This window comes from Microcystis sp. MC19 (assembly GCF_003019735.1).
In the GTDB taxonomy this organism is placed as follows: domain Bacteria; phylum Cyanobacteriota; class Cyanobacteriia; order Cyanobacteriales; family Microcystaceae; genus Microcystis.
The window spans coordinates 2921290-2946204 of the sequence record NZ_CP020664.1 but is presented as its reverse complement, the minus strand read 5'-3'; the positions used below and the strand labels follow the sequence as shown (position 1 = coordinate 2946204).

Sequence of the window (24915 nt, the reverse complement as noted above, 5' to 3'; positions counted from 1 at the left end):
AATTTCCCCTCATAACTACCCTAAAGTGAGAAATTATAGTAATATTTCTAGGGATTACCAGAAAAGAAAGAGCGCCATGCTGCTGTTCCGATCGCTCCTCCTAAAAGGATAATTAACGTCCAAACTTGATTTTTTTGGGTTCCTTCCACCTTTTCTAGTCTTCTATCCATCCCATCGACTTTCTCAGTTAGTTTTGTCTGTCCTACCTCTAGCTTAGTTAACCGTTCGTCAATTTTATCAAATTTCTGGTTAAAATCCTTCTGTAGGCTATCAAATTTCTGGTTAACATCCTGTTGGAAGGTATCGATTTTTTGGTTAACTTCCTTGATGCTGTCTTTGATTTCCTTGAGGACAGATTCAAGACTATAAGTAACGGTTTCGTTAGACATTTTGGTAACATCCCTGGGAGTAATGATAGTATAATAATTTTATTTTAATCCTAAATCTGGTTATTAAAGACTGATTATTTATTGCCTGTCCTGATAAGTAGGGAGGCACAATTATTTGTAGGATGGGTTAGCGGTAGCGTAACCCTTGCAGGTGTTGGGTTTCATGCTTCAACCCAACCTACGTTCTGATTATCTATTGCCTGTCCTGATATGTAGCCTATACTCAACGGATTTAGTATAACTATCTCTGCCATTACTTTTGAAAAATGCTATAAATTTCCTCGGCAATATTTCTGCTACCTCCAGACTCTCCCACTCTAATTTTGCCATTTTCTAAACATCTGTGTAAATAAGGAGAATCTGTCAAAATATCAATAATTTTAACCGCGGCATTTTTAAATAAATTTACCTCCGTGGGTTTCTGTCCAATAGTTATCACCGATTCCCCTAATAAGCGCATTTGTGCCTCGGCAAAAGGGTAGGTAAATTGGGGACCAAATCCGGGTATTTGTAGGACGGGTTTTCCTAATCCCACCGCTTGTTCTACTGCTGTCCCCGCCATGGCTAAACAAGCGTCACAATGGTGTAGAATATCGGCAAAAGCATCACGATAACAGCACAATAAAGCCCCATTTTTCTCTAATTTTCCCGCTCCTAAATAATGCCATCCTTCTTGTTTAGCTAAATTTTCTAAGTCGGTTTCTCTGATACTAGGAATGATAGCAGCCCGAAACTGTATCGGTTTAATTTTAACTATTTCCTCACAGACTTGTAACTGTAAAGCCAAATTACTCAAAGCTTCGGGTAAACGACTCCCCGCTAATAAAGCAACCATGGGAATTTGACGATCTAATTCTAAATCTTTACCCGTTGGTGTTAAGACATCCATAATCGGATAACCAGCAAAAATCGCTTTTTTAATACCCCGATTTTGTAGGTCTGTTGCTGTATATTTATCCCTTGTAAAAACTCTTAAACAATTCTTCGATCTTAAACATAATTCCGTGAGTAAAGGTAATTTAATTGTGCCTTCGTAATAACTGGAAGTAGAAACAATAAAAGCCACAAAGGGACGACCGGTTAAACGAGCGATCGCAATCGGCACGATATCCCCCACTGCTATCAATAAATCACAATCCTTGCTAACTTTAAAAGCTGCCTGAATTTGCTGAATAGTTAGACTAATTAATCCCGCACCAATATCCTTAATCCAATTCAAAGGATTGGTATAAATAATTCCCCCCGATGGCATAGTGGCAGTGGGGGCAATAATTGGTACTGACAATTTTTGATAAGCTTTTCCCTCTCCCACTAAAGGCAAAGCAGCTATAGATAATTGGGGCTGAATTTTTTGTAATTCCCCCAGAATTAAACTAGCATTTAAATCCTCACCATGACCATTACTAAGAAATAAAACCTGTTTAAGCATCGATTTGTTATCCTCTATATTCCCTTGCTGCCAAAGAAACTGCCACCGTCACCGATTTGGCTTCTATTTGCTTGCTGACTAGCAAAGTATCGCCCATTTTTAAAGCGGCAGCTTCAGCGACGCTAGGGGTTCCTTCTTTCTTGTGGACAATAGCTGAGGGATTGGGGACATTAATATCTCTCAACTCCTCAGCAGTAAAGGTTTTTAGTGGCAATCCTTTCTCCTGACAGTAGGCAATTAAACCCTGTTCATCAGCTTTGATGTCAAGGGTGGCGATACCAGCAATAGCGGCTAAAGAGAGGTGATAACGCTTAAAAACATCCCTAATTGCCCTATCTATGACCGCTTTCTCCGTCCCACGGATGCAACCTATTCCTAGCCATAATAATCGTCCATGGTACTGCACTTTTGCCCCGGAAGGATCGGGGTAAAAACCAGGTTGGCTAAAACCTGTCCACAGGGGACCTATCCCAATTAAATCGATTGCGGGTGAGTGGAAAGCAGGGGAAGCGCTAGTCATACAAGACTATAATATTTTTACCGGTTGAAATTGTTCGCCTTCGTCCAGTTGCCAAGCTTGTAAATTGATCGCTCGTCCTGAAACTACGGAGACAATTAAATAAGTATATCCTGACCAGGCTAATTGGCGATCGATTTCCGAGGGAATGGCGGCATGATCGGGATGGGAATGATAGATACCAATAATTTCTAGCTGGTTTTCCCGCGCCGATTTTTGAGCTTGTAAAAGCACTTCTGGCGCAATACTAAAGCGGTTTTTCCTATTACCTGACCAGTTATTTTCTGTGGTTTGCACGGTGATCACTTGGGCTGCGGTTTCGGTAATTTTTCCCACGAGTAACCCACAACATTCTTCGGGATAGGTGGATTCGGCGTGGGTGACAATGCGCTGGTAAATTTGTTCTGTAATCAGGATCATAAGGGAAAATTTTCAAAACCTATCTATCTCAATCCCTCAAAATCAGTTATTTGCCCAGACTCCGAGGTACAAAGTCTTCTTTTTGGCGAGTCGTTCCTCAGCAGTCGATGGCAAATTCGGTTATACTTTATGCTGAGGATCAACGCCGTAGAATTAATTCTAACAAAATTGTTTCAAAAAAAGCCGGAGGTGCCTGAAGATGAGAAAATTCATAGAATTGATTTTAAGAAAACTTTTCAAGCCAGAGGTGCCTGAATTGGTACAGATTGTCCACAACCGGGAAATGTCAGCGCTGGGGGGATTTGCCAAGACAGCAGAATCGATCGATAGTGATAAGTTTAGCGGTCAAGAATTTCTCATGTTTGTGAAGATTAAATACTGTCTAGCTAGAGGAATTGGAGAATACGCAGGACTAGATGAAAGTATTAAACTACTGCAAGGAGCGATCGAAGCAAAAAATAGTTATTTAAGCCTTGATCAAACAGAATTTCGTTATCGTAGTTCTAAACAACAGGATTTTTATCAATATGTGGAATCTCTGCTTGCCTCTGACTACGAAGATAAGGCGGCTTTTCAAGCTAGAGTAGCAGAAAAGTTGCTGGAAACTCTGCCCGATGTGAAAACGGAGGAGGGAAAAGTTGCCCTAAAAGCCTATCAAACTGAATTGGAACGTCTGGCAGAGTACGAATTAGGATTAAAACTTTTATCCCTATTTAAAGCCTACCAACTAGCGGACTATTCTGTCCTCAGAACTGTTTCTGATATCGTGGAGACTTCTCGCGAAAAACAAACACTAGATTATCCTAGTTTAGTTGTTTTGGTAATTAGTAAGTACGAAGTTTTTGAGAAGCTGAAAAATATTATCGGTGTGCCTAATAATAAGAGCAAACCGGAAACCTATGCTCGAATGCTGCAATACATTGCCCTGACCTACAGACATAGCAAATCCTACGCTCAATTTGCCGAATTGTTGAAAGTAATGCGTAAATGGTATCTTCCCTATCGCGCCATTCTTGACATCCGCCAACGCTATCCCCGCACCTCTTTTAAACTACCGAAGCAATTCTCGGAAGATATTCCTGGGGAGGCAATTTATGATAAATATCGTAAGTCCCTAACCGACGCTAAAACAGGATTAACCTATGTGGATTTTGGGAAAGACTAGCTATTTATTGGGGATGATGGCTAAGGTGCAGCTATTTGGTTTGATTCCTAAACCGTTAAAGAGAAGGTTGAGCAGCAGTATCTAAATTTTCCCCTTAAAACTTGGCGAGAAGGGAACCCGAAAAGGGATAAATTGGCCTGGGAATTGAGAGTAAACTTAACCCGCATCGCTGACTCAGGAATAACTTATTCTTGGCCGGTTCCAGCCAATGTTAAATTTATCTTATTGTCCCCTAACCTTTGGACTGAACTGATAAATGTCGATCGATTTTCGCAATCTTAATACACTTTGGGGTTCTATTTTAGTCGAAACATTGGCCCGTTTGGGATTGAAGATAGGGGTGGTTTCTCCCGGATCGCGATCGACTCCTTTAACGATAGCCTTGGCAAGACATCCCCAGATTGAAGCTATTCCCATCTTAGACGAGCGCTCGGCCGCTTTTTTTGCCCTGGGATTAGCCAAACAATTATATCAACCGGTGGTTTTAGTCTGCACTTCCGGGACCGCCACGGCTAATTTTTATCCCGCAGTCATTGAAGCAAAAGAAAGTCATGTCCCCTTATTAATTCTAACCGCCGATCGCCCCCCAGAATTGCGTCATGCTCACGCCGGTCAGACTATCGATCAAGTCAAACTCTACGGTAATTATCCCAACTGGCAAGCGGAAATTAGCTGTCCTAGTGCCAATATCGAGCGTTTACGCTATCTCCGTCAAACTATCATCCACGCGTGGTGGCGCTGTCTTGATCCTGTCCCCGGAGTGGTGCATCTCAACTTACCATTTCGGGAGCCCCTCGCACCAACTCCCGATCTAGAAATTAACAATTTAGAGGCTAATTTTGACCAAGAGGCTTTTTTTAGCCACATATCTCGGCAAAATATGCCCATTAACCGCTCAATTCTCGAAATTCCTTCTTTACCCCCCCAAGGAATTATCATCGCAGGATTAGCTTCCCCGCAAAACCCCGAAAGTTACTGTCAGGCGATCGCTAATTTAGCCCGATCGCAACAATATCCCGTCTTAGCAGAAGCTTTATCTCCTCTGCGAAACTATGCAGGGTTAAATCCCCATCTCATCACCACCTATGATTTATTATTGCGGAATCCTGCCCTTAGAACCCAATTAACCCCCGATGTTGTCCTACAAATTGGCGAATTACCCACCAGCAAAGAATTACGGACCTGGTTAGAAGAAATCGACTGTCCGCGCTGGATTATCGATCCCCATCCCGATAATTACGATCCTCTACAGGGAAAAACCAGACATCTCAGGGTAAATATCGAGCAATTAGGGGATTTATTCCCAGAGCAAACCGAGAATAACCAAGAATATCGGCAATTATGGCAGAAATTCGACCAGCAAGCCAGATTAACCATCGATCGCCTTTTGGCAGCAGAAACTAAACTGATTGAAGGGAAAATCCCCTGGCTGCTCTCCCAATACCTCCCCCCCCGCACCCCGATATTTATCTCTAATAGTATGCCTGTTCGCTATGCGGAATTTTTTAACCCGCCTAGCGATCGCCAAATTCGTCCCTATTTTAACCGCGGGGCCAATGGCATCGACGGCAACCTCTCCACTGCGATGGGAATAGCTTATAAAAATGTCCCTAGTCTGCTATTAACGGGAGATTTAGCCCTATTACACGACACAAATGGTTTTTTAATCAAAAAATATTTTGTTGGCTCCTTGACCATAATTTTAATCAATAACAAGGGGGGAGGCATTTTCCAGATGTTGCCGATCGCCAAATTTGACCCTCCCTTTGAAGAATTTTTTGCCACTCCCCAAAATATCGACTTTTGCCAACTCTGTCACACCTACGGTATCGATTACCATTTAATCAGCGATTGGACTGATTTTCAGGAAAAAATCGCAGTTTTACCGGAATCAGGCCTAAGATTACTAGAAATATCCTGCGATCGAGCTTTTAATACTCAATGGTTCCTCAGTAATTATGTGTAGGGTGTGGGGTGTGGGAATTATGAATTATGAATTATGAATTATGAAGTGGGGTGTGGGGAGAACAAAGCTGCCTATTGCAAGAATTAATTCCCTTTTTCGAGAAAGTCAATACAATGGGTGGAAAGCGAGTTAAAAAGGTTCGATGAATCGACAAAGACGGCAAAAATCAAGACAATTTTCTCTCCCTAGATATTCTATCTTTCCCTGGGAACAATGGCGATCGGGAGTGACTTCTTTGGTGATTAGTTTGGTCTTGTCCCTACTGATTTTAAAACTGAATACCTCTAGTCTCTCCACTGCCACCATAAATATTTTTAATCCCTCCACTGTGGGGGAGAATTTAGCCGGTAAGAGTCTAGATGAGTTAGAAAAGCAGAAAATCGCCGAATTTTTGCAAATTACCCCGTCAGAAACCGAATTAACCCTCGATCGCACCCCTTTGTTTATTCTCCACGATACAGCTTGGAGTATGACTGCGGGTAACATCGAAGAACAGAAAAAATATGCTCGCGGTCCGATGAAATTGGGTCCGAATGTTTACATCCCCCGCAAACCGAATTCCAGGGATAGAGATATTTTAGACTCGATCGCCCGGCCTTTTTTTGAACGTCACCGTCCCACGGCCACTTTTTACGAACAAGCGGCCGAAATGCTGCCCGCAGACACCAGAGATCAATTAGTGCGTCAACTGTGGCAACTTACCCCAGAAACTATCCGCGTCAAGGGTTTTGCACTTGCTTTAGCGGGTGTTCCTTTGAGTACGCGATCGGCCCCTGAGTTAGAAAAAAGAGCGAGAATATGGTTAAATACGCCTTCAGAAGCCGTCTTTAGGCGTTTAGTCAAAGAATATCCCACAAATTACTTTGATGGGGCAAAAAGCACCGCATTATGGGCAACAGAAGCGATTTGTCAGCAGCTATCTCACCCTAATTGCGATCGCTTGCGACCAATTTTTGCCGAAAGAAATCGTCGGGTTATCTCCAGCGTTAACATTGAACTGGTACAAGCGCCGGGATCCCACTGTTTGACCAAAGGACGCTTGCAACCCCTCCCCGGTTACAGCGATTTTCAATACCAACAAACGGCGAAATATTATCTCCTCGCAGCCTTACAAACGGGACAATTACCGCAAATTGTCAGCCATTTTGCCGTGGATAGTTTTCTGATTAATCAAGGAAAATATCCCCATTGTGACCCCCGGGGTTTTGATCTACAACGTCTCTACAATCTCATCAGTCAAGCTTTGGATTATGACCCCGGCACTGTTTATGGCATCGTCCCTCGTTACGGCACAAATATTATAGCCGGTGATAATATTTGGTGGCATAATCAAGTTTTTGATGCGGCCAATTTACCCACAACTTTAAATTAGACCTGATCATTTAGAAATATCCACTTCTCCCAAAGCTTCTAGATAGGTGATCGCCGCTTCTAAAGGAGAATCGTAGCTATAGGAAAACTCCTCAAACCAGCGTCCTTCCTCCGATTTGGCATCTAACTTATCTAACCATTGCTTCGCCTTTCTAGTTAAAGCTTCTCGCTTACGCTGCTGTTTTAATGCCGCTGCTTTTTCTTTTTCCGCTGCCTCCTGTTGTTCCCTTTCTTGGTTTTCTAAGGCTAAAGCTTTTAAAAGCGCATCGGTAGAAGAATCGCCGGCATAATTAACCTTAAATTCGGCCGGAGAACGATCTTTTTCTTGGCGAGAAGAAGGGGACGGCATCGGTTTTTCCTGATCCCGTTTCTGGTATTCTGCCTTCATTTGTGCCAGTAAATCTTCTATTTCTCCCATAATGATCAAGTTAGAAAGTAAAAAGTTAAAAAGATAATTGCTCTGATTCCCTCTGCCTTAATAACTAAGTAGCTGGTTATAATTAAATTGAAGATGGATCCCCCCTTAATCCCCCCTTGATAAGGGGGGTGTCTGACAGTTTTTAACACCTAACTACTTAATAATGGGTTTCCTTATTTTTCCAAACGGACCACATACCATTGTAAATAACCCTCCTCACCCAGGTCTAACTCACAGTAATTATCGCGCAGATAGAGAGCTTTTTCCTCAAAACTAGAGAATTTTGCCAATTGTCGGGGACAAATCTCCGGTTTTGCGGTGATTAAATCTTTTAACTTATCCCGCAACTGGTCGGGAGTCTGGAATTGTTCAGGTTGATCGGCCTCAAGGACAAGAAAATAGTCCCCTTGATACATAATAGAATCGGGCATCGCTGTTTGATAGTCTCACTAGGAAAATTTTTTGGCTATCTTTATCACTTTATCGCCTCAAAGCTCGATCGACACCACCACTATGACAGACCAAGACCATCTCACCAATCCCTTTCTCAGTCTCCCCTACGAAAGCGCCATGCAGGACTTGGGGGACCAATACTATGATCAAGTTGCGGCTGCGGATTTTCCCAGTCATATCCTTCGTTTTCGCAATGATGCTTTATTACCTTTGGTGGGAATCCAGCCAGAATTAACCTTAGATGAGCATTTTATCGAGGCTTTTGGTAAATTTCAATCCCTGACCCCCTTTTTGGCCCTGCGTTACCATGGTTATCAATTTGGCGAGTATAATCCTTTTTTGGGGGATGGTCGCGGTTTTCTCTACGGTCAAGTTAGGGGTATTGATGGCAAATTATACGATTTTGGTACGAAAGGATCGGGACGGACCCCCTATTCCCGTCATGCTGACGGTAGGTTAACTCTCAAGGGTGGAGTTAGAGAAGTCTTAGCCGCGGAAGCTTTACGCGGTTTAGGGGTGAATACCTCTCGCTGTTTGAGTTTGGTGGAAACAGGGGAATCCCTCTGGCGCGGCGATGAACCTTCCCCGACGCGATCTTCGGTGATGATTCGAGTTAGTAATTCTCATATTCGTTTTGGGACTTTTGAGCGTTTATTTCATATTAAACGTAGCGATTTAATTAAAAGACTCCTCGATCATGTGATTATTTATTATTATCCCGAAGTCAATCCCCAAGATAGCGATCGCTATTTAAAATTTTACGCCGCTTTAATCGAAAGAACCGCTAAATTAGCAGCCCAATGGATGGCCGCAGGTTTTTGTCATGGGGTTCTCAATACCGATAATATGTCAATTACTGGGGAAAGTTTCGATTATGGTCCCTACGCTTTTATTCCTTCCTATAACCCCCAATTTACGGCGGCCTATTTCGACTACGGCGGCCGTTATAGTTATGGCAATCAGCCTTTTATCTGTCGCTTAAATCTAGAGTTACTGCAATCTCCCCTGTCGATGGTCGTCTCCTTGTTAGAGTTAGATATGGCTTTGGCTAACTATGACCAGCATTACAATTTTTATTATCAAAAAATGATGCTCAAAAAGTTAGGTTTTGAGGATATTTTTACTCCCGAATCCGCTTTACTGGTCAGCAAAACTGTGGAAGTTCTCCAAGAAACAGGCCTCGGTTATCACGACTTTTTCTATCAATTAAGTGAACAATTTAATTACGGTTGGCGAGAAAATAGTTCTCTAATTCTTGAAAATACGGATTTACCAAAAGCTGATTGGCAACGTTGGCGAGAGTTATATAGTTTGGTCTTAAATCAATTACCCCTAGATTCCTTAGCTCAAATTGGCGATACCTTAACGCATTATAATCCTAAAACCGCTTTACTTAGACCGCTAATCGAATCGGTTTGGGAAGCCATTACCTATAAAGATGATTGGCAACCTTTCCAAGAATTAGTGATAAAATTACAAAATAAACAGTAATTAAGTAATAAGTAGTGGTGCAAAGTTAATTTCTTGGTTAAAATAGGCAAGAGGTAGTTAAATATGTGTAATTAATTAAACCTCTTGTATAATTAATTTTTGAGGGTTTAAAAACGACAATAATAAGGATTAAATGACATAAAATCTGTAAATAGACCATTTAGTTAATTATTATTCATTCTTAATTCTCCTGACTACTGACCACTGGCTACTGACTCCTCACCCTAACAACAATTTTTGATTTTTACAAGAGGTCTATTATGTCTAGCTACTTATGCAGGTCATGTCCTGAAATGCGTTGGAAAAAAATTGACCAGACTTGGCGATCAATGTTTCCCTTCTAACCATTAAGAGTGTCAAAATAATAGTGAAATTTTGTGACAAAGTGCAGCCATATCTAAGAATCTTTGCTAGAACCCTAGAAGGCTTCTGTGATAAGTCTCCTTAAAAGGAGATTGTTTGCAGTAAGCTCATCTGGTTAACACGCTTTTGGGCGTGATAGACGAAGAACTTCTTGCGATTGCGCCTAAATGGAGTGATATGCAGAAAGTTGACCCATATCGTTACTCTGAAGAGTGTTATACACAGAGTTGACCTATAATATGTAGTTAGACAGAAATTCAGGAGTAACTTAACGAGGCTATATCCATTAAGGTTTCGCAATTAATGGCGATAAGTTTACTGTTATTAGGAGAACAAAGCCCAATATCATTTTTAAAATGCAGTGAATAATTTTGTTTTTTTTATCATCCAAACAGACTATTAGTAGATAGGTTCAAAAGTTATGTGGTACTTTATAGAAGACAATCAAAAAAGAGGCAGTTTCAGTCTTGAAGAGATGGAATCTTTAGCCAATCAAGGTGATATTAATGAAAATACTTTAGTTTGGAAAAAAGGTATGAAAGAATGGCAACCCCTGAGCCAAACTGAATTAAACGATATTCTACCAGAGGATGCACCTCCACCCATTCCACGCGAATTACCTCGGGAGCATCTCACCTTTGCAATGAGCATAAATACTTAGTGGAAAAATAGGCTTTTCGAGGGTAATTCTTGTTTTAATTCTCCATGTACGCAGTCTTTAAAAGCCTCTATTTCGTTCCAAGACACGATTAAGAGTGGCTTTTAGGCTAAGTATAATTACTTATCGCGTAAGTGAGATGCTCCCGCCACAAAACCCCTACCTTGCCTACATTTCACATTTATTCAGCAAACCCTATTTAAACTGCTTATTCTTAGATTAGCCGAATCTCCTCCAATTCCTTTACTGTTGCCTCTTGCCTCGTCTCAACAAGCAATTTAAATTACGAACAGCTTATTAATGCTTGAGCAGCCCTCAGAAGCCCTTTTATTGAAGCCCGTTATTCCCTAAAGTCGTTGACAATAAAGCTATAAGTAGGTAGGCACAATTATTTGTAGGATGGGTTAGCGGTAGCGTAACCCATGCGGGCGTTGGGTTTCATGCTTCAACCCAACCTACGTTCATTTTATATTTAATTCCACCCACCTACTTAGACAAACTTAAACCGTTAGATTGCAAGAGTAGAAAAAGTAGTAAAATAGTTCAATACCCGTAAAACATGAACAAAACATGACTACTCTATTGCAAAAAGCATTCACAGAAATCCAGAAACTGCCAGAGCATCTTCAAGATGAACTTGCTCAACAATTGCTGGAAGATATTGAAGGTGAATTAAAATGGCAGAAAAGCCTTTCCAACGAGGATCTGGAATTGGGAGCTTTAATAACAATGGCACAGGAAGCTCTGATAGAAGAACAAGAGGGGAGAACAGAAGATAAAGGCTTTGGGGAAGAATGAAGTCATCCAGAACCAAGAGGTTTCGTCAACTTTTTCTAAGTTTGCCGCAAAGGGTACAAGAAACAGCCAAGAAAAATTACCAGATTTGGAAAGAAAATCCATTTCACCCCAGCCTAGAGTTCAAAGAGGTGAAACCAAGAGAAAAAATCTGGTCAGTCAGAGTCGGCATTGGATGGCGAGCATTAGGGATTAAGAATTCAAACGATGACTATAATCCTAGAGAGGATTCTTTTTTTCCTATCACTGCATAGAAGGGATCAGCAACCATAATTCCTAACATTTGCAGGAAACTGGGGGTAGTAGCAGGACGAACGATCGCCTGTACTTCCCTAAATCCCGCCACCGATTTAAAATAGGATTTCACTAACGCTACCCGGCCTAAATCGCTATTATCGCGCCAAGCAGCGATCGCTTTTTGGTAAAACATCCGATTGGAAAAACTGACCACCACCAGACCATTAGGCTTTAAAATACGATACAGTTCCGCAAAAATCGCCTCTGGATACTGCAAATACTGCACCGATACTGTGATTAACACCGCATCAAAAGAACTATCCCCTAGGGGCAATTTTGGCTGTGCATTGAGGTCCTGGACAAAATAACTATGCAAGCGGGGATTTTTGGCTAACTCCTCCCCATTCATCCCGTGACCTTCGATATGCTCAAATTCCATCTCCTCCGGTAAATGGGACACCCAGCTGCTCATCAGGTCTAAAATGCGTGTATTCGGCGATAATATCTCTCGGTAGAGAGCGGTTAATCGATCGATAAAACCCTCATCCACGTGGGTGACGAAGCGGGGAAAAGCATAAAAATCGCTGTCTTTGGTCGGATCGAGTTTAGTTCTTTCTTCGGGTCGGAGCATTTTTGTCAAGTTAATTTTACTATTCTTAACATACCCCACAGACAGAAAAAAGGGTTAACCGAACTGGTCAACCCCTAGGCTTGGGAACGCGCTGTAAATCTTAGCTTTGAACGACTAGCTTAACGTTAGCGTTTTGCAGACCGCGCTGTTTCACTTCGGATAGGGTTTTGTTCACAGCGTATTTTTGGTTGATCGAGTTGATCAATTCGGTTTGATTGTGTTTTTTGGCTACACCCCAGAGGTCAGCGATTAAATCGAAACTGCCGTCGGTATTGCGGGACCAACCGAGATCATATTCGCCATCGAGAACAGCAACGATGTCAGAACGAACCCGTTGACCGTTGTAACCACGAACATCAGCTTCGGTTTTTACGCTAATGCCGAGGTCGCGGAGAGAAGCTTTGAGGATTTCGGCATCGGTGATTTTGGTCCGGAGAGTGCTAAAATGAGACATTGGAATTTCCTCTTTGTAGATTAAGAATTAACAACAACAGATTGAGAGTTAAAGAGTGCCGCCAAGCGGCTTTGCGAGGCATTGCTAGTCCCTGAGAACTAGCCTTTCATCCCGTTGGGAGCGGGCGAAAGTCTGTTAGAACTCCAATCGCTGGTACTCAGCGACGGAGGCCGAAGCAGGTCGGGCGCGTTGTCTGGCCCAATCACGCAGGGCCGTCACCTGTTCGGTCATGGTGCGAGATAGGGGCAGAGTCGCCTTAATCGCCGCAATAATGTCCAATTGCGTGAATTCGCGATCTTGGGCGAAGGCCTCATACATGGCGGCAATCAGCGCCTGTTCTATTTCCGCACCGGAAAACCCATCGGATACCTTGGCTAACTGCTCCAAATCGAAGCGAGAAATGTCGGAGCGTCGTTTAGTCAGGTGAATATTAAAGATATCTTGTCTTTCTTCGGAATTGGGTAAATCGACAAAGAAGATTTCATCGAAGCGCCCCTTGCGGAGAAATTCCCCGGGTAGCCGTTCAATCCGGTTAGCTGTGGCCATGACGAAGACGGGCGAGGTTTTTTCCTGCATCCAAGTCAGGAAGGAGCCGAAGATGCGGCTAGAGGTTCCCCCATCGGAATCGGCGGATCCCGTGCCACCGGCAAAAGCTTTATCTAATTCATCGATGAAAAGAATGGCCGGAGAGATGGATTCGGCAGTTTTTAGGGCATTACGCAGGTTAGCCTCAGACCGTCCCACCATGGAACCATCGTAAACCCGTCCCATATCTAAGCGCAGGAGCGGTAAACTCCAGAGGCGCGAGGTGGTTTTAGCGATTAAGGACTTACCACAGCCTGGTACTCCTAAAATTAGCATTCCTTTCGGTTGGGGGAGTCCGTAACCTCTGGCTCTTTCTGTAAAGGCGTTCGATCGCTGTTTTAACCATTTTTTTAATTCTTCCAGACCACCGACGGCGTTGATGGTCTCGTCCTCTTCAACGTATTCTAAAATTCCGTTGCGGCGAATCAGTTGTTTTTTCTCGGAAAGGACGATTTCTACCTCGTCTTCCGTGAGTTTGTTCGCTTTTACATAGGCTTTGCGGTAAACTTTTTCGGCTTCATCTTTGGTTAAGCCTAAGGCCGCTTTCAGGAGTTTTTCCCGGACCTCTGTGGTGGTACGACGATTTTGATTTTTGCCTAGGTGTTGCGAGAGAACTGTATCTAACTCTCCCATGTCCGGCAGGGGAAAATCTATAACTACTACGTCTTTCTCTAGTTCTATGGGGACTTCTTGCAGGGGAGACATTAAAATAATGATTTTTTCGGTTCCTTTAAAGCTGGCGATCGCATCTCTTAACCAGCGATTGACCGGAGCGGAAGTGATGAACGGATGCAGGTCTTTGAAGATGTAGATGCCCGCTTCCCGTTGACGCACTACCCATTCGATCGCCGCTTCTGGCGACACGGTATTATGTTGACTGGTTTGGCGCGGTTGACCCAGTTCGATCATGCCGTGGGTAACAGTCCAGACAAACACCCGTCGATGTTGTGTATTTAGTTGGGCTATTTTGCTGATGGCTTCTTCCGCCCTTTCCTCCTCGGAGGTGACGAGGTAAATCAGGGGATACTGAGCCTTGACGAGAATTCCTAGCTCTTCTTTCATAACATCGACCCTATTTGTGGTAACGGTTTTGACCTTGGGCGGCTGATGGCTGTGGATGCCTTGTTCGGCTACTGAGAGTTTAGCAGGGAACTAAGGCCGCTTCTCCTTCGGCGGTTCCTTGAGCGCCAACGGGTTCGGGAACTTCGAGCGGGAAGTCGTCGCCCACTATTGCGGGCTGGCGTTTGATCGACCTTAGCCGATCTTCTTTCATTACTAACGCGGCATCACACTCGGGACAGACATGAACCTGATAGGTTTTGCCATAGGCGGCGGCTTCGATTTCTTCTACCTTTTCGGGGTATTTTAGGTAGAAAGCGATCGCTTTCTCCACCAGCCCTGACATCGATTCTTCATCGATTGCGGCCCTTATTTTTAGTTGACGATGGACTCCAGGGGGAAGGTACAGTGTGACTTTTTGCTTGTCTTGCATATCACTAAATTGGTTTACCCGGGTATGTGTCCCTACTATAACCACTGTCTTTCCCTCCTGTCAAGATGGTAAGCTGTTATAACGGCATAATTGTAATATTTCTTTACAATTGTTGGGGAAGTGGGGAGGGGGAATTATGAATTATGAATTATGAATTATGAAGTGGGGAGGGGGAATTATGAATTATGAATTATGAATTATGAAGTGGGGAGGTGGGGGGGTGGGGAAGTGGGGAAATTGAACTAAAACCCCAAAACCCCAAAACCCTAAAACCCTAAAACCCTAAAACCCCAACCCCCAACACCTAAAACCTGTCTCCTGTCTCCTGAATTGAGCAAACCCTAATTACTATTGATGCGACTTAAAAAGGCTTGTAAGCGCTCGCTGTGGGGATTATTAAAGAAAGTGTCGGGATCACCTGCTTCTTCGATGACACCTTGATTAAAGAACAAAACCTTGTTAGAGACTTCCTTGGCGAACTGCATTTCGTGGGTGACGACTACCATAGTCATCCCCTCATCGGCCAATTGACGCATAACGTTTAACACTTCCCCGACTAATTCCGGATCCAGGGCCGAAGTGGGTTCATCAAATAAAATCACCTCTGGTTTCATGCAGAGACTGCGAGCGATCGCCACCCGTTGTTTTTGTCCTCCCGATAATTGGTCGGGATAAACATCGGCTTTTGGTGCTAATCCCACCTTTTCCAGATAATGAATAGCCGTATCCTTAGCCTCATTTTCCGGATGGTGTAACACTTGCTTGGGCGCTAACATCAAGTTTTGCAAAACGGTGAGATGGGGAAAAAGATTAAAGTGTTGAAACACCATACTTACCCGGCTGCGTAACTTGCGGAGGACTGATTGATTTAACTTCGGGGAAGAGATGTCAATTCCCATCACCTCCAAGCGGCCGCCGTTAATTGTTTCCAAACGATTGAGACAGCGTAAAAAGGTACTTTTGCCGCAGCCAGAGGGACCGATTACCGATACCACGTCCCCTTGATAAAGAGTGCCTGTAACTCCTTTGAGTACCTCTAAAGAGCCGTAACTTTTGCGTAAACCTTCACTAACAATCACAGGGGTGGTAGTGGTCATGATGTCCTCTCGTAAAAAATTTTACATTCTGTATAAAAGTATCCAGATTAGTTTCTGCTAGATTGTATCCTTGACGACATTTTATCAAGAGGAATAATCATAATACTCAAATAGTCTCTCTACATCTGTCTTAGGTGGCAAGTAGGACGAAATCCATAACTTAATTGAGTAAAAAAATCAAGGAGAAAAAATTAAAAAATGATTAAATTTTGGCGAGGGCGGGCGGTACAGAGAGTTATCTTTGCCTTGTTAGGATTAGTCTTGGTGCTTGGATTAAGTGTTATTCCCGCTTTTTCCCAGACTCCTCCTAATCCTTTTCGAGTCGCCACAGAAGCAACTTTTCCACCCTTTGAATTTCAACAAGGGGGACAATTAACCGGATTTGATATCGATTTAATGCGAGCGATTGGAGAGGAAGCTGATCTCAATATTGACTTTAGAAATTTACCCTTTGATGGCATTATTCCGGCTCTACAAGCGAGAACAGTGGAAGCCGCTATTAGTGGCATGACCATCACCGCCGAACGGGCCCAAGCGATTTCTTTTTCTCGACCTTATTTTAGGGCTGGTTTAGCGATCGCTGTTCGGGAAGATAATAAGACGATTAAAAATTTTGAAGACTTAAAAGGCAAAAGAATTGCCGTCCAAATTGGCACAACGGGAGCCTTAGAAGCGACAAAAATACCGGGGGCAACAGTTAGTCAATTTGACTCGGCGGCCTTAGCTTTGCAGGAATTAATTAATGGTCGAGTTGAGGCGGTAGTTAACGATAAACCCGTGACTTTGTATGCAATTAAACAAGCGGGTTTAAGGAGAGTAAAAGTAGTCGGAGAATTATTAACAGAGGAATTCTACGGGATTGCTTTACCCAAAAATTCCCCCTATCTCCAGTTAATTAATGATGCTCTCGGTCGAGTCATAGAAAGTGGTCGGTACGATGCTATTTTTCGGCAATGGTTTGGAGAAAAACCGCCAGAATTACCCTTAGTTGCCCCAGCTTTAAATAATTTACAGGAATCAAGTTTTAACTGGGGAGAATTATTCTATAACCTGATTGTGAAAGGGGTTCCCTGGACAATTCTGTTAACGGTTCTGTCTTTTCTTTTCGGTTTAATCGGTGGAACTTTAGTGGCCATTGCCCTGATTTCTCCCTACAAATGGTTAAAAACAATTTGCCGCATCTATGTGGATTTCTTTCGGGGAACACCGATGCTGGTGCAATTATTCTTGATCTATTTTGGTTTGCCCGGGTTGTTCCGAGAAATTGGCTTAAATATCGACTTAGATCGTTTACCGGCGGCCCTATTTGCCCTAAGTTTAAATGTAGCGGCCTATTTAGCTGAAATTATGCGCGGCGGTATTCAATCGATCGATAATGGTCAATGGGAAGCTTGTTCTAGTCTAGGAATGTCCCCAGTGCAAACCATGCGCGAGGTGATTTTTCCCCAAGCTTTTCGCCGGATGTTGCCCCCCTTGGGGAATGAATTTATCACCCTAATTAAAGATACCAGTTTAGCGGCAGTAATCGGTTTTGAAGAATTATTCCGGCAAGGTCAGTTAATGGTAGCCACTACCTATAAAGCTTTCGAGATTTATATCGCTGTTGCTTTGGTTTATTTGGTTTTAACTACCCTTTCCTCCGTGGTATTTAAGCGCTTAGAGATTTATATGGATCCCCTACATAAATCTAAACAGGAACAGAAAGCCTAGGGGCAAGAGATGGGAACTGAAACCGAGTTTAAGAGAATTGTCAGGGGGGTAACTTCCAGGCTCTCTTGGATTTGGTGGGTAAAATGTATTCTAAGATACATTCCTTCTAGCGAGGGGGTGGAACGAACCACAAAGACACAAAGGACACAAAGATTGATCGATCATATTGTAAGTTAAACTTATCACACAGAACCTAGAAGAGCCACTTCCCTGACTGTTAAAACCGACTAAGGGCAAGAAATTAAGCTTAAAATGCCGAGGTGGTAGTCAATCAGTCGGTCGAACCCGGGTTTCTAGAGGCAGAAATAAGCCAAAAAGCCCCTAAACCGGAGGTAAGAACCACGACAATAATTGACCCGACCAATAACCAACTATTTTTAGAAAATGGCTGTTTTGAAGCAGTAACGGTGATGGGACGAGTGACCGGGATTTCTTCCTTAACCCGCAGCGAAGAAGAGGGGGGTGTAACCAAACGGGGAGGAACCGGGATGACGAAGGAGGGTTCCTCGACGGGATTCCTCTCAAAACTCTTTACCACTTTTTCTAATCGTCTTCCCTGATCAACTACTGTCTCGATTTCCTGACGTAATTGCCGATTACTCTTGACAAGTTGCTGGTTTTGTGCTTCTAGAAATTCCACCCGTGCCTGGGTGGCCTGCAATTCTTTGACTAATTCCCGATAGACCGAGAGGGGAACCGAGGGGCGACCGGTGCAACTCTGGGGTACTTGGGGGTAAATACGGGGCGTAGTGGTCATGAATCGACTAATTTAGGGCTTTTAAGCGGTAAAAATGCCCCACAGGACCGGTTCCGCTACCGATGGCGAGGGAATGCTCAAGGGCGTTAGTAACGTAATCCTTGGCTTTTTTCACCGCTATTTTCAGGTCATCCCCCAAAGCGAGGTTGGCTGCGATCGCTGCCGATAGGGTACAACCAGTCCCGTGAGTGTTATTGGTTTCGACGCTTCTGGTCTGAAAAGTTTCCCATTCCTGTCCATCAAAGTAGATATCAACCCCACGCAGCCGGCCCTTCATGCCTCCCCCTTTCACTAATACCGGTGTGGCCGACTTCTGGAAAATAATTTCGGCGGCCGCTTTCATCGTCTCAAAATCATTGATCTCGATGCCACTTAAAAGCTGTGCTTCGTAACGATTGGGGGTAACAATCGAAGCCAGAGGAATTAAACTATTAAAAAGACTATCTATAGCCCGATCATCAATTAATTTGGCTCCTACCCGCGAAACCATAACCGGATCCACCACTAAACTGATTAAACGCCAGCGCTCGATCGCCTCGGCCACCACTTCGATAATCTCGCTGCTGAACAGCATTCCTGTCTTCACCGCTTGCACACCCAGATCCCCGACCACGGCATCGATTTGGGCCCTGACCATTTCTGGACTTAGGGACTCGACGCGCTCGACTCCCAGGGTATTTTGGGCGGTAATGCAGGTAAGGGCGCTGGTGCCGTGAACTCGGTGGAAGGCGAAGGTTTTCAAATCCGCTTGAATTCCCGCGCCGCCACCACTATCGGAACCGGCGATGGTGAGAGCAATGGCAGTCATAGGAGGTTAGCGATCAAAAGGACGACGACGTTGCAAGAATTCGGGGATATCTAATCCCGCCGGTTTTGGTGGTTCGGGAGTCGGGACAGGACTTGGTGCGGGGGTATTGATCACCACCTTGTTAGTGGTGGGACGAGAGGGGGATTCGCCGGAAAAACCGGTGGCAATGACGGTAATTCTGACTTCTCCCTGCATTTTCTCGTCAATTACTGCCCCAAAGATGATATTAGCGTTGGGATCCACCACTTCATAGATAATTTCTGCGGCGGCATTGACTTCATGTAGGGTTAGATCTTGACCACCGGTGATGTTAAAGACTACACCTTTCGCCCCTTCGATCGAGGATTCCAGTAACGGCGAGGAAATAGCAGCGATCGCTCCTTCCTTAGCCCGAGATTTTCCGGAACCGATGCCGATGCCCATTAGGGCCGAGCCTGCATCGGCCATCACTGCCCGCACATCGGCGAAATCCACATTTACCAGACCGGGGATAGTGATAATATCCGAGATGCCCTGTACCCCTTGGCGCAGCACATCATCGGCGACCCGAAAAGCCTCCTGTAGGGGAGTTTCGGCGGGTATTACCTGTAATAACTGGTTATTGGGGATAATAATCAGGGTATCGACCCGACTTTGTAAACCGCCCACCCCTTCATCGGCCTGATTAGTGCGACGACGACCCTCGAAGGTAAAGGGACGAGTGACAACTCCCACGGTCAAACAGCCGATTTCTTTGGCAATTTCGGCCACAATTGGAGCGGCCCCCGTTCCCGTGCCGCCGCCCATGCCGGCGGTAATAAAGACTAGATCGGTTCCTTCCAATGCCTGGGCGATTTCATCCCGGGATTCTTCCGCCGCTTTCTGTCCGATGGCCGGATTGCCGCCCGCCCCTAGGCCGCGGGTTAATTTTGTCCCGATTTGTAACCTCTGGGGGGCGGAGGAATGGGCTAGGGCTTGCGCGTCGGTGTTAATTGCCCAAAATTCGATTCCGGTCACGCCACTGGCGATCATGCGGTTAACGGCGTTACAGCCCCCACCGCCGACCCCGATCACCTTGATCTTGGCGACATTGCTTGGCACGATGCGATTGCTACGACTTTCTTCTCGGGGTGTCATCTGTGATTCATGGGGACGAGTAAATAATACTCCAGCATTATTCTGAGAGTAATGATTATCTTCGCTCATAGCTGAACTGGCATAATCGTTACTGTTCAGATTGGGATAGATGGAAACAATTTCATTAATCGATGTCATTGGAATTGGAACACTCTTAGTACAAGATTCTGTTATTGGTTTGATGAATCAGAGATGCACCGTTAACACTATCACTAATATTATGTCTGTTCCAGTATCTACAGTATCAGTTTCTTTTTCAGAAAATCATAATTTGTGGTTTTTGCCAATACCTAAAGGGAATAATTGCGGTTTTTTGCTGATCAATTCCAGTTAATCTCGACCAGTTGCCGTTACTTTGGCAACGAGAGGGGCTGGCTGCGGTTTTAATTGTACGGTGGGAGCATCGGGATTGCTCAGGTCAATGTAGAGAATTCGCGCTAGGGGTATCTTGGATGACAATGGCCGCGATTGTACGAGAGCGGTTAACTTTTCGGGCAATCTATCCTTATAAAAACCTAAATAGACCTGCCCCAGTTCAGTTTTTAGTACAAGATTACTAGGATTGCGCCAATCGATGGCGGTAACTTTAATCGATAAGTTGTCAATTAAAGGATAAATTTTCTGCCACTGTTGTTGATATTGTCGGTCGTAACCAAGCACTTCTAGGCTAGGTAATTGGCTTTTGGGTAGAGTTCGACCATAATAGTTTTGAGGAATTATCGTTCCCGAGGCATCTAAAAAGCCTTGCTGTTGATGGGAACGCCAACGGGCAACAGGTTTTCTTTCTTGAATGGAAACAATCACTTTCGGGGGTAATAATTGCCGCTCGATCTTAACGTCGGCAATAGCGGGAATAGCCGCTAGTTTTGCTCGCAATTGATGGGTGGGTAATTCCCAGAGAGACAGGGGATAGCTTAATTTCAGCCAAGCGCGAATCGACTGGGGCGACATTAATTCCGTGCCTTCGATTTCCACCTGTCCGGCCTTGCTAATTGTCCAATAGGGCGAAGTCATCCCCCAAGCTAATCCCGCCGCTAAACCACTAACCACCAGAAAGCGACCTAGGGCTTGCCACACCTTTGATCGCCTTTGGTGGCGCAGGTTTTGTCGTTTTTGTTCCAGGGAGAGGGAAGAAAGGATTTGATCGCTCATGGGGAAAATCTCGGGCAGTTTTGCTGTTATCTTAGGTCGCGAAGTGGGCCGCTGGCAACTCGATCGCCACTCAAGTAATCAGTTTGACAAAGAAAGAGATAATCAATGTTATAACAGTATTAGTCTACAGGCGTTCTTTTGTCTGTCTCCAAGAAACCTAAACGCTCCTTTTTGCCAAGATATTTCGACGGTCAGCCCGAAAGAGCGTTCCGGCAAGAACAGCCTAATTTATCTGAAAATTACCTATGGTTATCAACAAACGCGGACTTGTTCTCGGTGCTACAGCAGTGGTCCTGTCTACCGTCGCCGTCACGGGGGCGGGATTCCGTCTCTCCCAAAGTCAAGCTTTTTTTCAGGAAAGTCCCAAGGAAACCGTTGATGAGGTTTGGCAGATCATCAACCGCACTTATTTAGATGGCACTTTTAATCAATCGGACTGGAACGCCATCCGCAGTGAGTATTTAAATCGTTCCTACAAAAATCAAGAGGAAGCATACACCGCTATCCGCGAGATGTTGAAAACTCTCAATGATCCCTATACCCGTTTTATGGATCCCAAAGAGTTTAACAATATGAAGATCGATACATCGGGAGAATTGACTGGGGTAGGGATTCAACTGACCAAAGATGAGAAAACTAAGCAGTTAGTCGTGGTTTCACCCATTGAGGATACACCTGCTTCTAAAGCCGGTGTGCTGCCCAAAGATGTGATTATCGCTATCGATGGTAAATCTACCCAAGGTATGGAACTGGAGCAAGCGGTGAGCATGATCCGCGGCAAAGTGGGGACAAGTGTTAAGATCACGATTCAACGGGGTGAGGAGAAAAAAGAATTGACTCTTACCCGGGCCAAAATTGAAATTCACCCAGTCCGGGCCCGCACGGAAAACACCCCGATCGGTAAAATCGGTTATGTCCGTCTCAATCAATTTAGCGCCCAGGCTAGTGGGGATATGAGTCAAGCGATTCGCGAATTAGAAGCCGAAGAGGTGAAGGGTTATATTCTCGATCTGCGTTCTAACCCCGGCGGTTTACTCTACGCCAGCATCGAAATCGCTCGGATGTGGATACCCGATGGTTTAATCGTCTCTACGGTCGATCGCAAAGGGGTGACGGAACGTCAACGGGCCAACAATCAAGCTTTGACTAATAAACCTCTGGTTGTCCTCGTCGATGGGGGTTCCGCCAGCGCCAGTGAAATTCTCTCCGGAGCTTTACAGGATCATGATCGGGCGGTTATTGTCGGTACGAAAACCTTTGGTAAGGGATTAGTGCAATCGGTACGCAGTCTCAGTGACGGTTCCGGATTAGCGGTGACGATTGCCAAGTATCTCACCCCCGACGGACGGGACATCAATAAAGATGGTATTCATCCCGATGTGGAGTCGGAACTAAGCGAGGAAGATCGCAAAAATCTTCAACAGGAGCGGGATCAGGTGGGAACCTTCCAAGATCCGCAATTCAAGAAGGCTTTTGAAATCCTCGAGCAAGAAATCGCAGACGCCAAGAAAAAACCCACCAATACCGCTAAACAATAGGTTGACATTTGCCCGCTCGAATTAAACCCACCCGACGGGCGATCGCTTCTCCCCGTTCGGCAAAAGGACCCCAGTATTGACCATTGACTGGGGGTTTTCCCTTTTCTAGGGCTATAATCTGACAAATTCCGGTATTTTCCCGGACAATGTACCAGTTTTGTGGGCTATTATCCATAGATTTTTCTCCTTAATCCCCAAACCCTAGGGTTGATTCATAGTAGGGTTGATTCATGAATCAACCCTACCCCAAACCCCACACCCCAAACCCCACACCCTGCCCCCACGAAAAACTTTTTGCCGCAAACCCTAAGTAAAAAATTTTTATCAACTTCTTGACAAAACCCGGGAGATAAATGCTAATATTAAAAAGGTCTGTGCAATGGGGATTAGCCAAGCGGTAAGGCAGCGGGTTTTGGTCCCGCCATTTCCTAGGTTCGAATCCTAGATCCCCAGTTTAGTATTTTTTATCCCTAAGCCGCCAATGGTCGAGAATATCCTTGATCAAAGCTTCCTTTAGCCAAATACGACCGATAAGCGTCAGGGGAACCGCCAGAAATAGCCCTAAAAAGCCAAAAATCGAGGCAAAAAACAACTGGGCCAACAGGGTAAAAGCGGGTAAGAGCTTGAGCGACCGCACTGTTAAAATGGGCAGCGGTGAATGACGGTCGAAATATTGAATTAACAGATAAATACTGCTGTAGAGTAGTAAAACCGCCCAGGGTTGCCAAGGAGCTTCCAGAAGGGCGATAGAAAAGGGTAAAATCGTGCTTAAAACCGGCCCAAGGTTGGGGATAAAGGTGAGAAATCCCGCCAGAATAGATTGGGAAAAAGCGAGGGGAATGCCGATCAGGGATAGACCTAGACAACTGCCCAAGGTCATAATCAACATATGACAGAAAATCCCTTTTAGCCAAGCTTTTAAATCTCGATCGCAATCTTCTAGGATCGATCGTACCCTAGGACGGTAGAAAGCGGGAAATAAACGCAGAAAACAACGGTGATAAGCGGCAGGATCGGCGAGAATCATCAAGCTCAGGGCAACAATTAGCAGTAAGCTGAGGATAATGCCGAAAGTACCGTAAAAAATGCTTAAACCCCGCCCAGCAATTTGGTTAATCAGGGGTTGTAATTGAGCCAGCAGCGTTTTAAAATCCGGGAAGACACTGGCCAGACTAGGATCGAGATAATCCTCAAGACTATGGACTTGTCCCCAGAGTCTTTCTACCGCTTGGGGCAGTAAACTAAATAATTGGCGAAATTGTTGGACTAAAGCGGGTATAATCCCCACAAAAATACCGATAATACCAATAAAGAAGCTTAAAAGGGTGATAATTAGGGCATGGGAACGCTTGAGGTGATGACGCTGCCACCAAGTCACAGCCAAATTTAAAATCTGCGCCAGAAGAATCGCCATCAATAATAATAAGAGAATCTGTCGAATCTGCCAGAGAATCAGCAGACAAAAGACTAACAGGACTAAACCGAGGCTGCTGCCAAAAGTCATGATGAGTAAGGAGAAAAATTCCTAATCAGTTATGGTCCGTCTCCAGAGGGCAAAAACCGTGAGCAGGAAAGGGGTAAAAACCAGAATTAAAGTGTTAAGAGGACCAGGAGCGATCGATAATAAAGGGGCAAGATATTTAATTCCCAGGGAAATCAAAGCCGATATCAAGATTATTTTGATGATAAAGCCGCTCATAGATGGATGTTTAGGGGACACAAGCACTATCTTATCCCTGAAGAGGTTAAGATTTGGTCAAAATCTGGAAATCATCCCCCATCGGTTTTATTAATACTAGGGCGAACTGGCTAGATTTTCTGGGCAAGGTCGGTTCCGAGGGAATGGGAAAGTATGAGACAATAGGAATAAAGGGCTGAGTCAATTAACTAGAGATATTCATTG

Annotated in this window: 26 protein-coding genes and 1 tRNA gene; 10 read left to right on the top strand and 17 right to left on the bottom strand. The window is 44.4% G+C overall.

Features of this window, described 5'->3' with window-relative positions:
* Positions 1–47 precede the first annotated feature (47 nt).
* The 4 genes from B5D77_RS14970 to B5D77_RS14955 form a co-directional block, all read right to left on the bottom strand.
* Positions 48–389: a DUF4164 family protein gene (locus B5D77_RS14970; protein WP_106909122.1), complete on the bottom strand. Its 342-nt coding sequence runs from the start codon at positions 387–389 to the stop codon at positions 48–50.
* 253 nt (positions 390–642) lie between these two features.
* On the bottom strand, positions 643–1818 hold the full coding sequence (locus B5D77_RS14965) for a lipid-A-disaccharide synthase-related protein (RefSeq protein WP_106909121.1): 1176 nt from the start codon (positions 1816–1818) through the stop codon (positions 643–645).
* Between the two features lie 7 nt (positions 1819–1825).
* Entirely contained in the window at positions 1826–2338 is a 513-nt protein-coding gene (locus tag B5D77_RS14960; protein ID WP_106909120.1) for a cobalamin biosynthesis protein, read from the bottom strand.
* A 6-nt stretch (positions 2339–2344) separates the two neighbouring features.
* Positions 2345–2755 (bottom strand): Mov34/MPN/PAD-1 family protein, encoded by a 411-nt coding sequence (locus B5D77_RS14955; protein WP_008206716.1) that lies wholly within the window; start codon positions 2753–2755, stop codon positions 2345–2347.
* Positions 2756–2954: 199 nt separating this feature from the next.
* On the opposite strand from B5D77_RS14955, the gene B5D77_RS14950 reads away from it, so the two are divergent.
* The 3 genes from B5D77_RS14950 to B5D77_RS14940 all read left to right on the top strand — a co-directional run bounded on the left by B5D77_RS14950 (position 2955) and on the right by B5D77_RS14940 (position 7258).
* Positions 2955–3920: a hypothetical protein gene (locus B5D77_RS14950; protein WP_008206713.1), complete on the top strand. Its 966-nt coding sequence runs from the start codon at positions 2955–2957 to the stop codon at positions 3918–3920.
* Positions 3921–4176: 256 nt separating this feature from the next.
* Positions 4177–5886, top strand: coding sequence for a 2-succinyl-5-enolpyruvyl-6-hydroxy-3-cyclohexene-1-carboxylic-acid synthase (gene menD, locus B5D77_RS14945; RefSeq protein WP_106909118.1), 1710 nt, complete (start codon positions 4177–4179; stop codon positions 5884–5886).
* 142 nt (positions 5887–6028) lie between these two features.
* A complete protein-coding gene (locus B5D77_RS14940) occupies positions 6029–7258 on the top strand; it encodes a hypothetical protein (protein ID WP_106909117.1) in 1230 nt (409 codons plus the stop codon).
* Between the two features lie 6 nt (positions 7259–7264).
* Here the strand turns inward: B5D77_RS14940 and B5D77_RS14935 are convergent, their stop codons facing one another.
* Together B5D77_RS14935 and B5D77_RS14930 are read right to left on the bottom strand one after the other, a co-directional pair.
* The gene (locus B5D77_RS14935; RefSeq protein WP_106909116.1) at positions 7265–7675 is read right to left on the bottom strand and encodes a salt stress protein, Slr1339 family; all 411 of its coding nucleotides are present in this window, start codon (positions 7673–7675) and stop codon (positions 7265–7267) included.
* Between the two features lie 173 nt (positions 7676–7848).
* A complete protein-coding gene (locus B5D77_RS14930) occupies positions 7849–8106 on the bottom strand; it encodes a chlororespiratory reduction protein 7 (protein WP_045358403.1) in 258 nt (85 codons plus the stop codon).
* A 31-nt stretch (positions 8107–8137) separates the two neighbouring features.
* On the opposite strand from B5D77_RS14930, the gene B5D77_RS14925 reads away from it, so the two are divergent.
* From B5D77_RS14925 to B5D77_RS28140, 4 genes are all read left to right on the top strand, one after another.
* A complete protein-coding gene (locus B5D77_RS14925) occupies positions 8138–9619 on the top strand; it encodes a YdiU family protein (RefSeq protein ID WP_254052969.1) in 1482 nt (493 codons plus the stop codon).
* Positions 9620–10403: 784 nt separating this feature from the next.
* Positions 10404–10643: a DUF4339 domain-containing protein gene (locus tag B5D77_RS14920; RefSeq protein ID WP_254052968.1), complete on the top strand. Its 240-nt coding sequence runs from the start codon at positions 10404–10406 to the stop codon at positions 10641–10643.
* Positions 10644–11210: 567 nt separating this feature from the next.
* Entirely contained in the window at positions 11211–11438 is a 228-nt protein-coding gene (locus B5D77_RS14915; protein WP_002756907.1) for a hypothetical protein, read from the top strand.
* On the top strand, positions 11435–11689 hold the full coding sequence (locus B5D77_RS28140; protein ID WP_061430124.1) for a hypothetical protein: 255 nt from the start codon (positions 11435–11437) through the stop codon (positions 11687–11689). Before B5D77_RS14915 ends, B5D77_RS28140 begins: the two co-directional genes overlap by 4 nt.
* On the opposite strand, the gene B5D77_RS14905 is transcribed toward B5D77_RS28140, so the two are convergent.
* The 5 genes from B5D77_RS14905 to B5D77_RS14885 form a co-directional block, all read right to left on the bottom strand.
* Complete coding sequence (locus tag B5D77_RS14905) at positions 11647–12303, bottom strand: class I SAM-dependent methyltransferase (protein ID WP_002756909.1); 657 nt, start codon at positions 12301–12303, stop codon at positions 11647–11649. The two genes, B5D77_RS28140 and B5D77_RS14905, sit on opposite strands and share 43 nt — an antisense overlap.
* A 100-nt stretch (positions 12304–12403) precedes the next feature.
* Positions 12404–12757: a DUF1257 domain-containing protein gene (locus tag B5D77_RS14900; protein WP_002731874.1), complete on the bottom strand. Its 354-nt coding sequence runs from the start codon at positions 12755–12757 to the stop codon at positions 12404–12406.
* 135 nt (positions 12758–12892) lie between these two features.
* On the bottom strand, positions 12893–14404 hold the full coding sequence (locus B5D77_RS14895; RefSeq protein WP_106909115.1) for an AAA family ATPase: 1512 nt from the start codon (positions 14402–14404) through the stop codon (positions 12893–12895).
* Between the two features lie 79 nt (positions 14405–14483).
* Positions 14484–14879 (bottom strand): hypothetical protein, encoded by a 396-nt coding sequence (locus B5D77_RS14890; RefSeq protein ID WP_008206736.1) that lies wholly within the window; start codon positions 14877–14879, stop codon positions 14484–14486.
* Between the two features lie 296 nt (positions 14880–15175).
* Positions 15176–15931: an amino acid ABC transporter ATP-binding protein gene (locus tag B5D77_RS14885; protein WP_008206739.1), complete on the bottom strand. Its 756-nt coding sequence runs from the start codon at positions 15929–15931 to the stop codon at positions 15176–15178.
* A 198-nt stretch (positions 15932–16129) separates the two neighbouring features.
* On the opposite strand from B5D77_RS14885, the gene B5D77_RS14880 reads away from it, so the two are divergent.
* Positions 16130–17641: an ABC transporter permease subunit gene (locus B5D77_RS14880; protein WP_106909114.1), complete on the top strand. Its 1512-nt coding sequence runs from the start codon at positions 16130–16132 to the stop codon at positions 17639–17641.
* A gap of 271 nt (positions 17642–17912) precedes the next feature.
* Here the strand turns inward: B5D77_RS14880 and B5D77_RS14875 are convergent, their stop codons facing one another.
* The 4 genes from B5D77_RS14875 to B5D77_RS14860 form a co-directional block, all read right to left on the bottom strand.
* Complete coding sequence (locus B5D77_RS14875) at positions 17913–18398, bottom strand: bZIP transcription factor (protein WP_106909113.1); 486 nt, start codon at positions 18396–18398, stop codon at positions 17913–17915.
* Positions 18399–18405: 7 nt separating this feature from the next.
* Positions 18406–19206 (bottom strand): bifunctional hydroxymethylpyrimidine kinase/phosphomethylpyrimidine kinase, encoded by an 801-nt coding sequence (gene thiD, locus B5D77_RS14870; protein ID WP_106909112.1) that lies wholly within the window; start codon positions 19204–19206, stop codon positions 18406–18408.
* A gap of 6 nt (positions 19207–19212) precedes the next feature.
* Positions 19213–20460 carry a cell division protein FtsZ gene (gene ftsZ / locus B5D77_RS14865; RefSeq protein ID WP_106909111.1) on the bottom strand — a complete coding sequence of 416 codons (1248 nt, stop codon included), beginning with the start codon at positions 20458–20460 and terminating at the stop codon, positions 19213–19215.
* Between the two features lie 192 nt (positions 20461–20652).
* Positions 20653–21474 (bottom strand): cell division protein FtsQ/DivIB, encoded by an 822-nt coding sequence (locus tag B5D77_RS14860; protein ID WP_106909110.1) that lies wholly within the window; start codon positions 21472–21474, stop codon positions 20653–20655.
* Positions 21475–21719: 245 nt separating this feature from the next.
* Here B5D77_RS14860 and ctpC point away from each other — a divergent pair, with 245 nt between their 5' ends.
* Positions 21720–23012: a carboxyl-terminal processing protease CtpC gene (gene ctpC, locus B5D77_RS14855; protein ID WP_008206751.1), complete on the top strand. Its 1293-nt coding sequence runs from the start codon at positions 21720–21722 to the stop codon at positions 23010–23012.
* On the opposite strand, the gene B5D77_RS14850 is transcribed toward ctpC, so the two are convergent.
* Complete coding sequence (locus tag B5D77_RS14850) at positions 23002–23187, bottom strand: hypothetical protein (protein ID WP_008206753.1); 186 nt, start codon at positions 23185–23187, stop codon at positions 23002–23004. The two genes, ctpC and B5D77_RS14850, sit on opposite strands and share 11 nt — an antisense overlap.
* Positions 23188–23392: 205 nt before the next feature.
* Between B5D77_RS14850 and B5D77_RS14845 the strand changes: the two genes are divergently transcribed.
* A tRNA-Gln gene (locus B5D77_RS14845) sits at positions 23393–23465 on the top strand.
* A 1-nt stretch (position 23466) separates the two neighbouring features.
* Here B5D77_RS14845 and B5D77_RS14840 read toward each other — a convergent pair.
* On the bottom strand, positions 23467–24516 hold the full coding sequence (locus B5D77_RS14840; RefSeq protein ID WP_008206755.1) for an AI-2E family transporter: 1050 nt from the start codon (positions 24514–24516) through the stop codon (positions 23467–23469).
* Positions 24517–24915 lie beyond the last annotated feature (399 nt).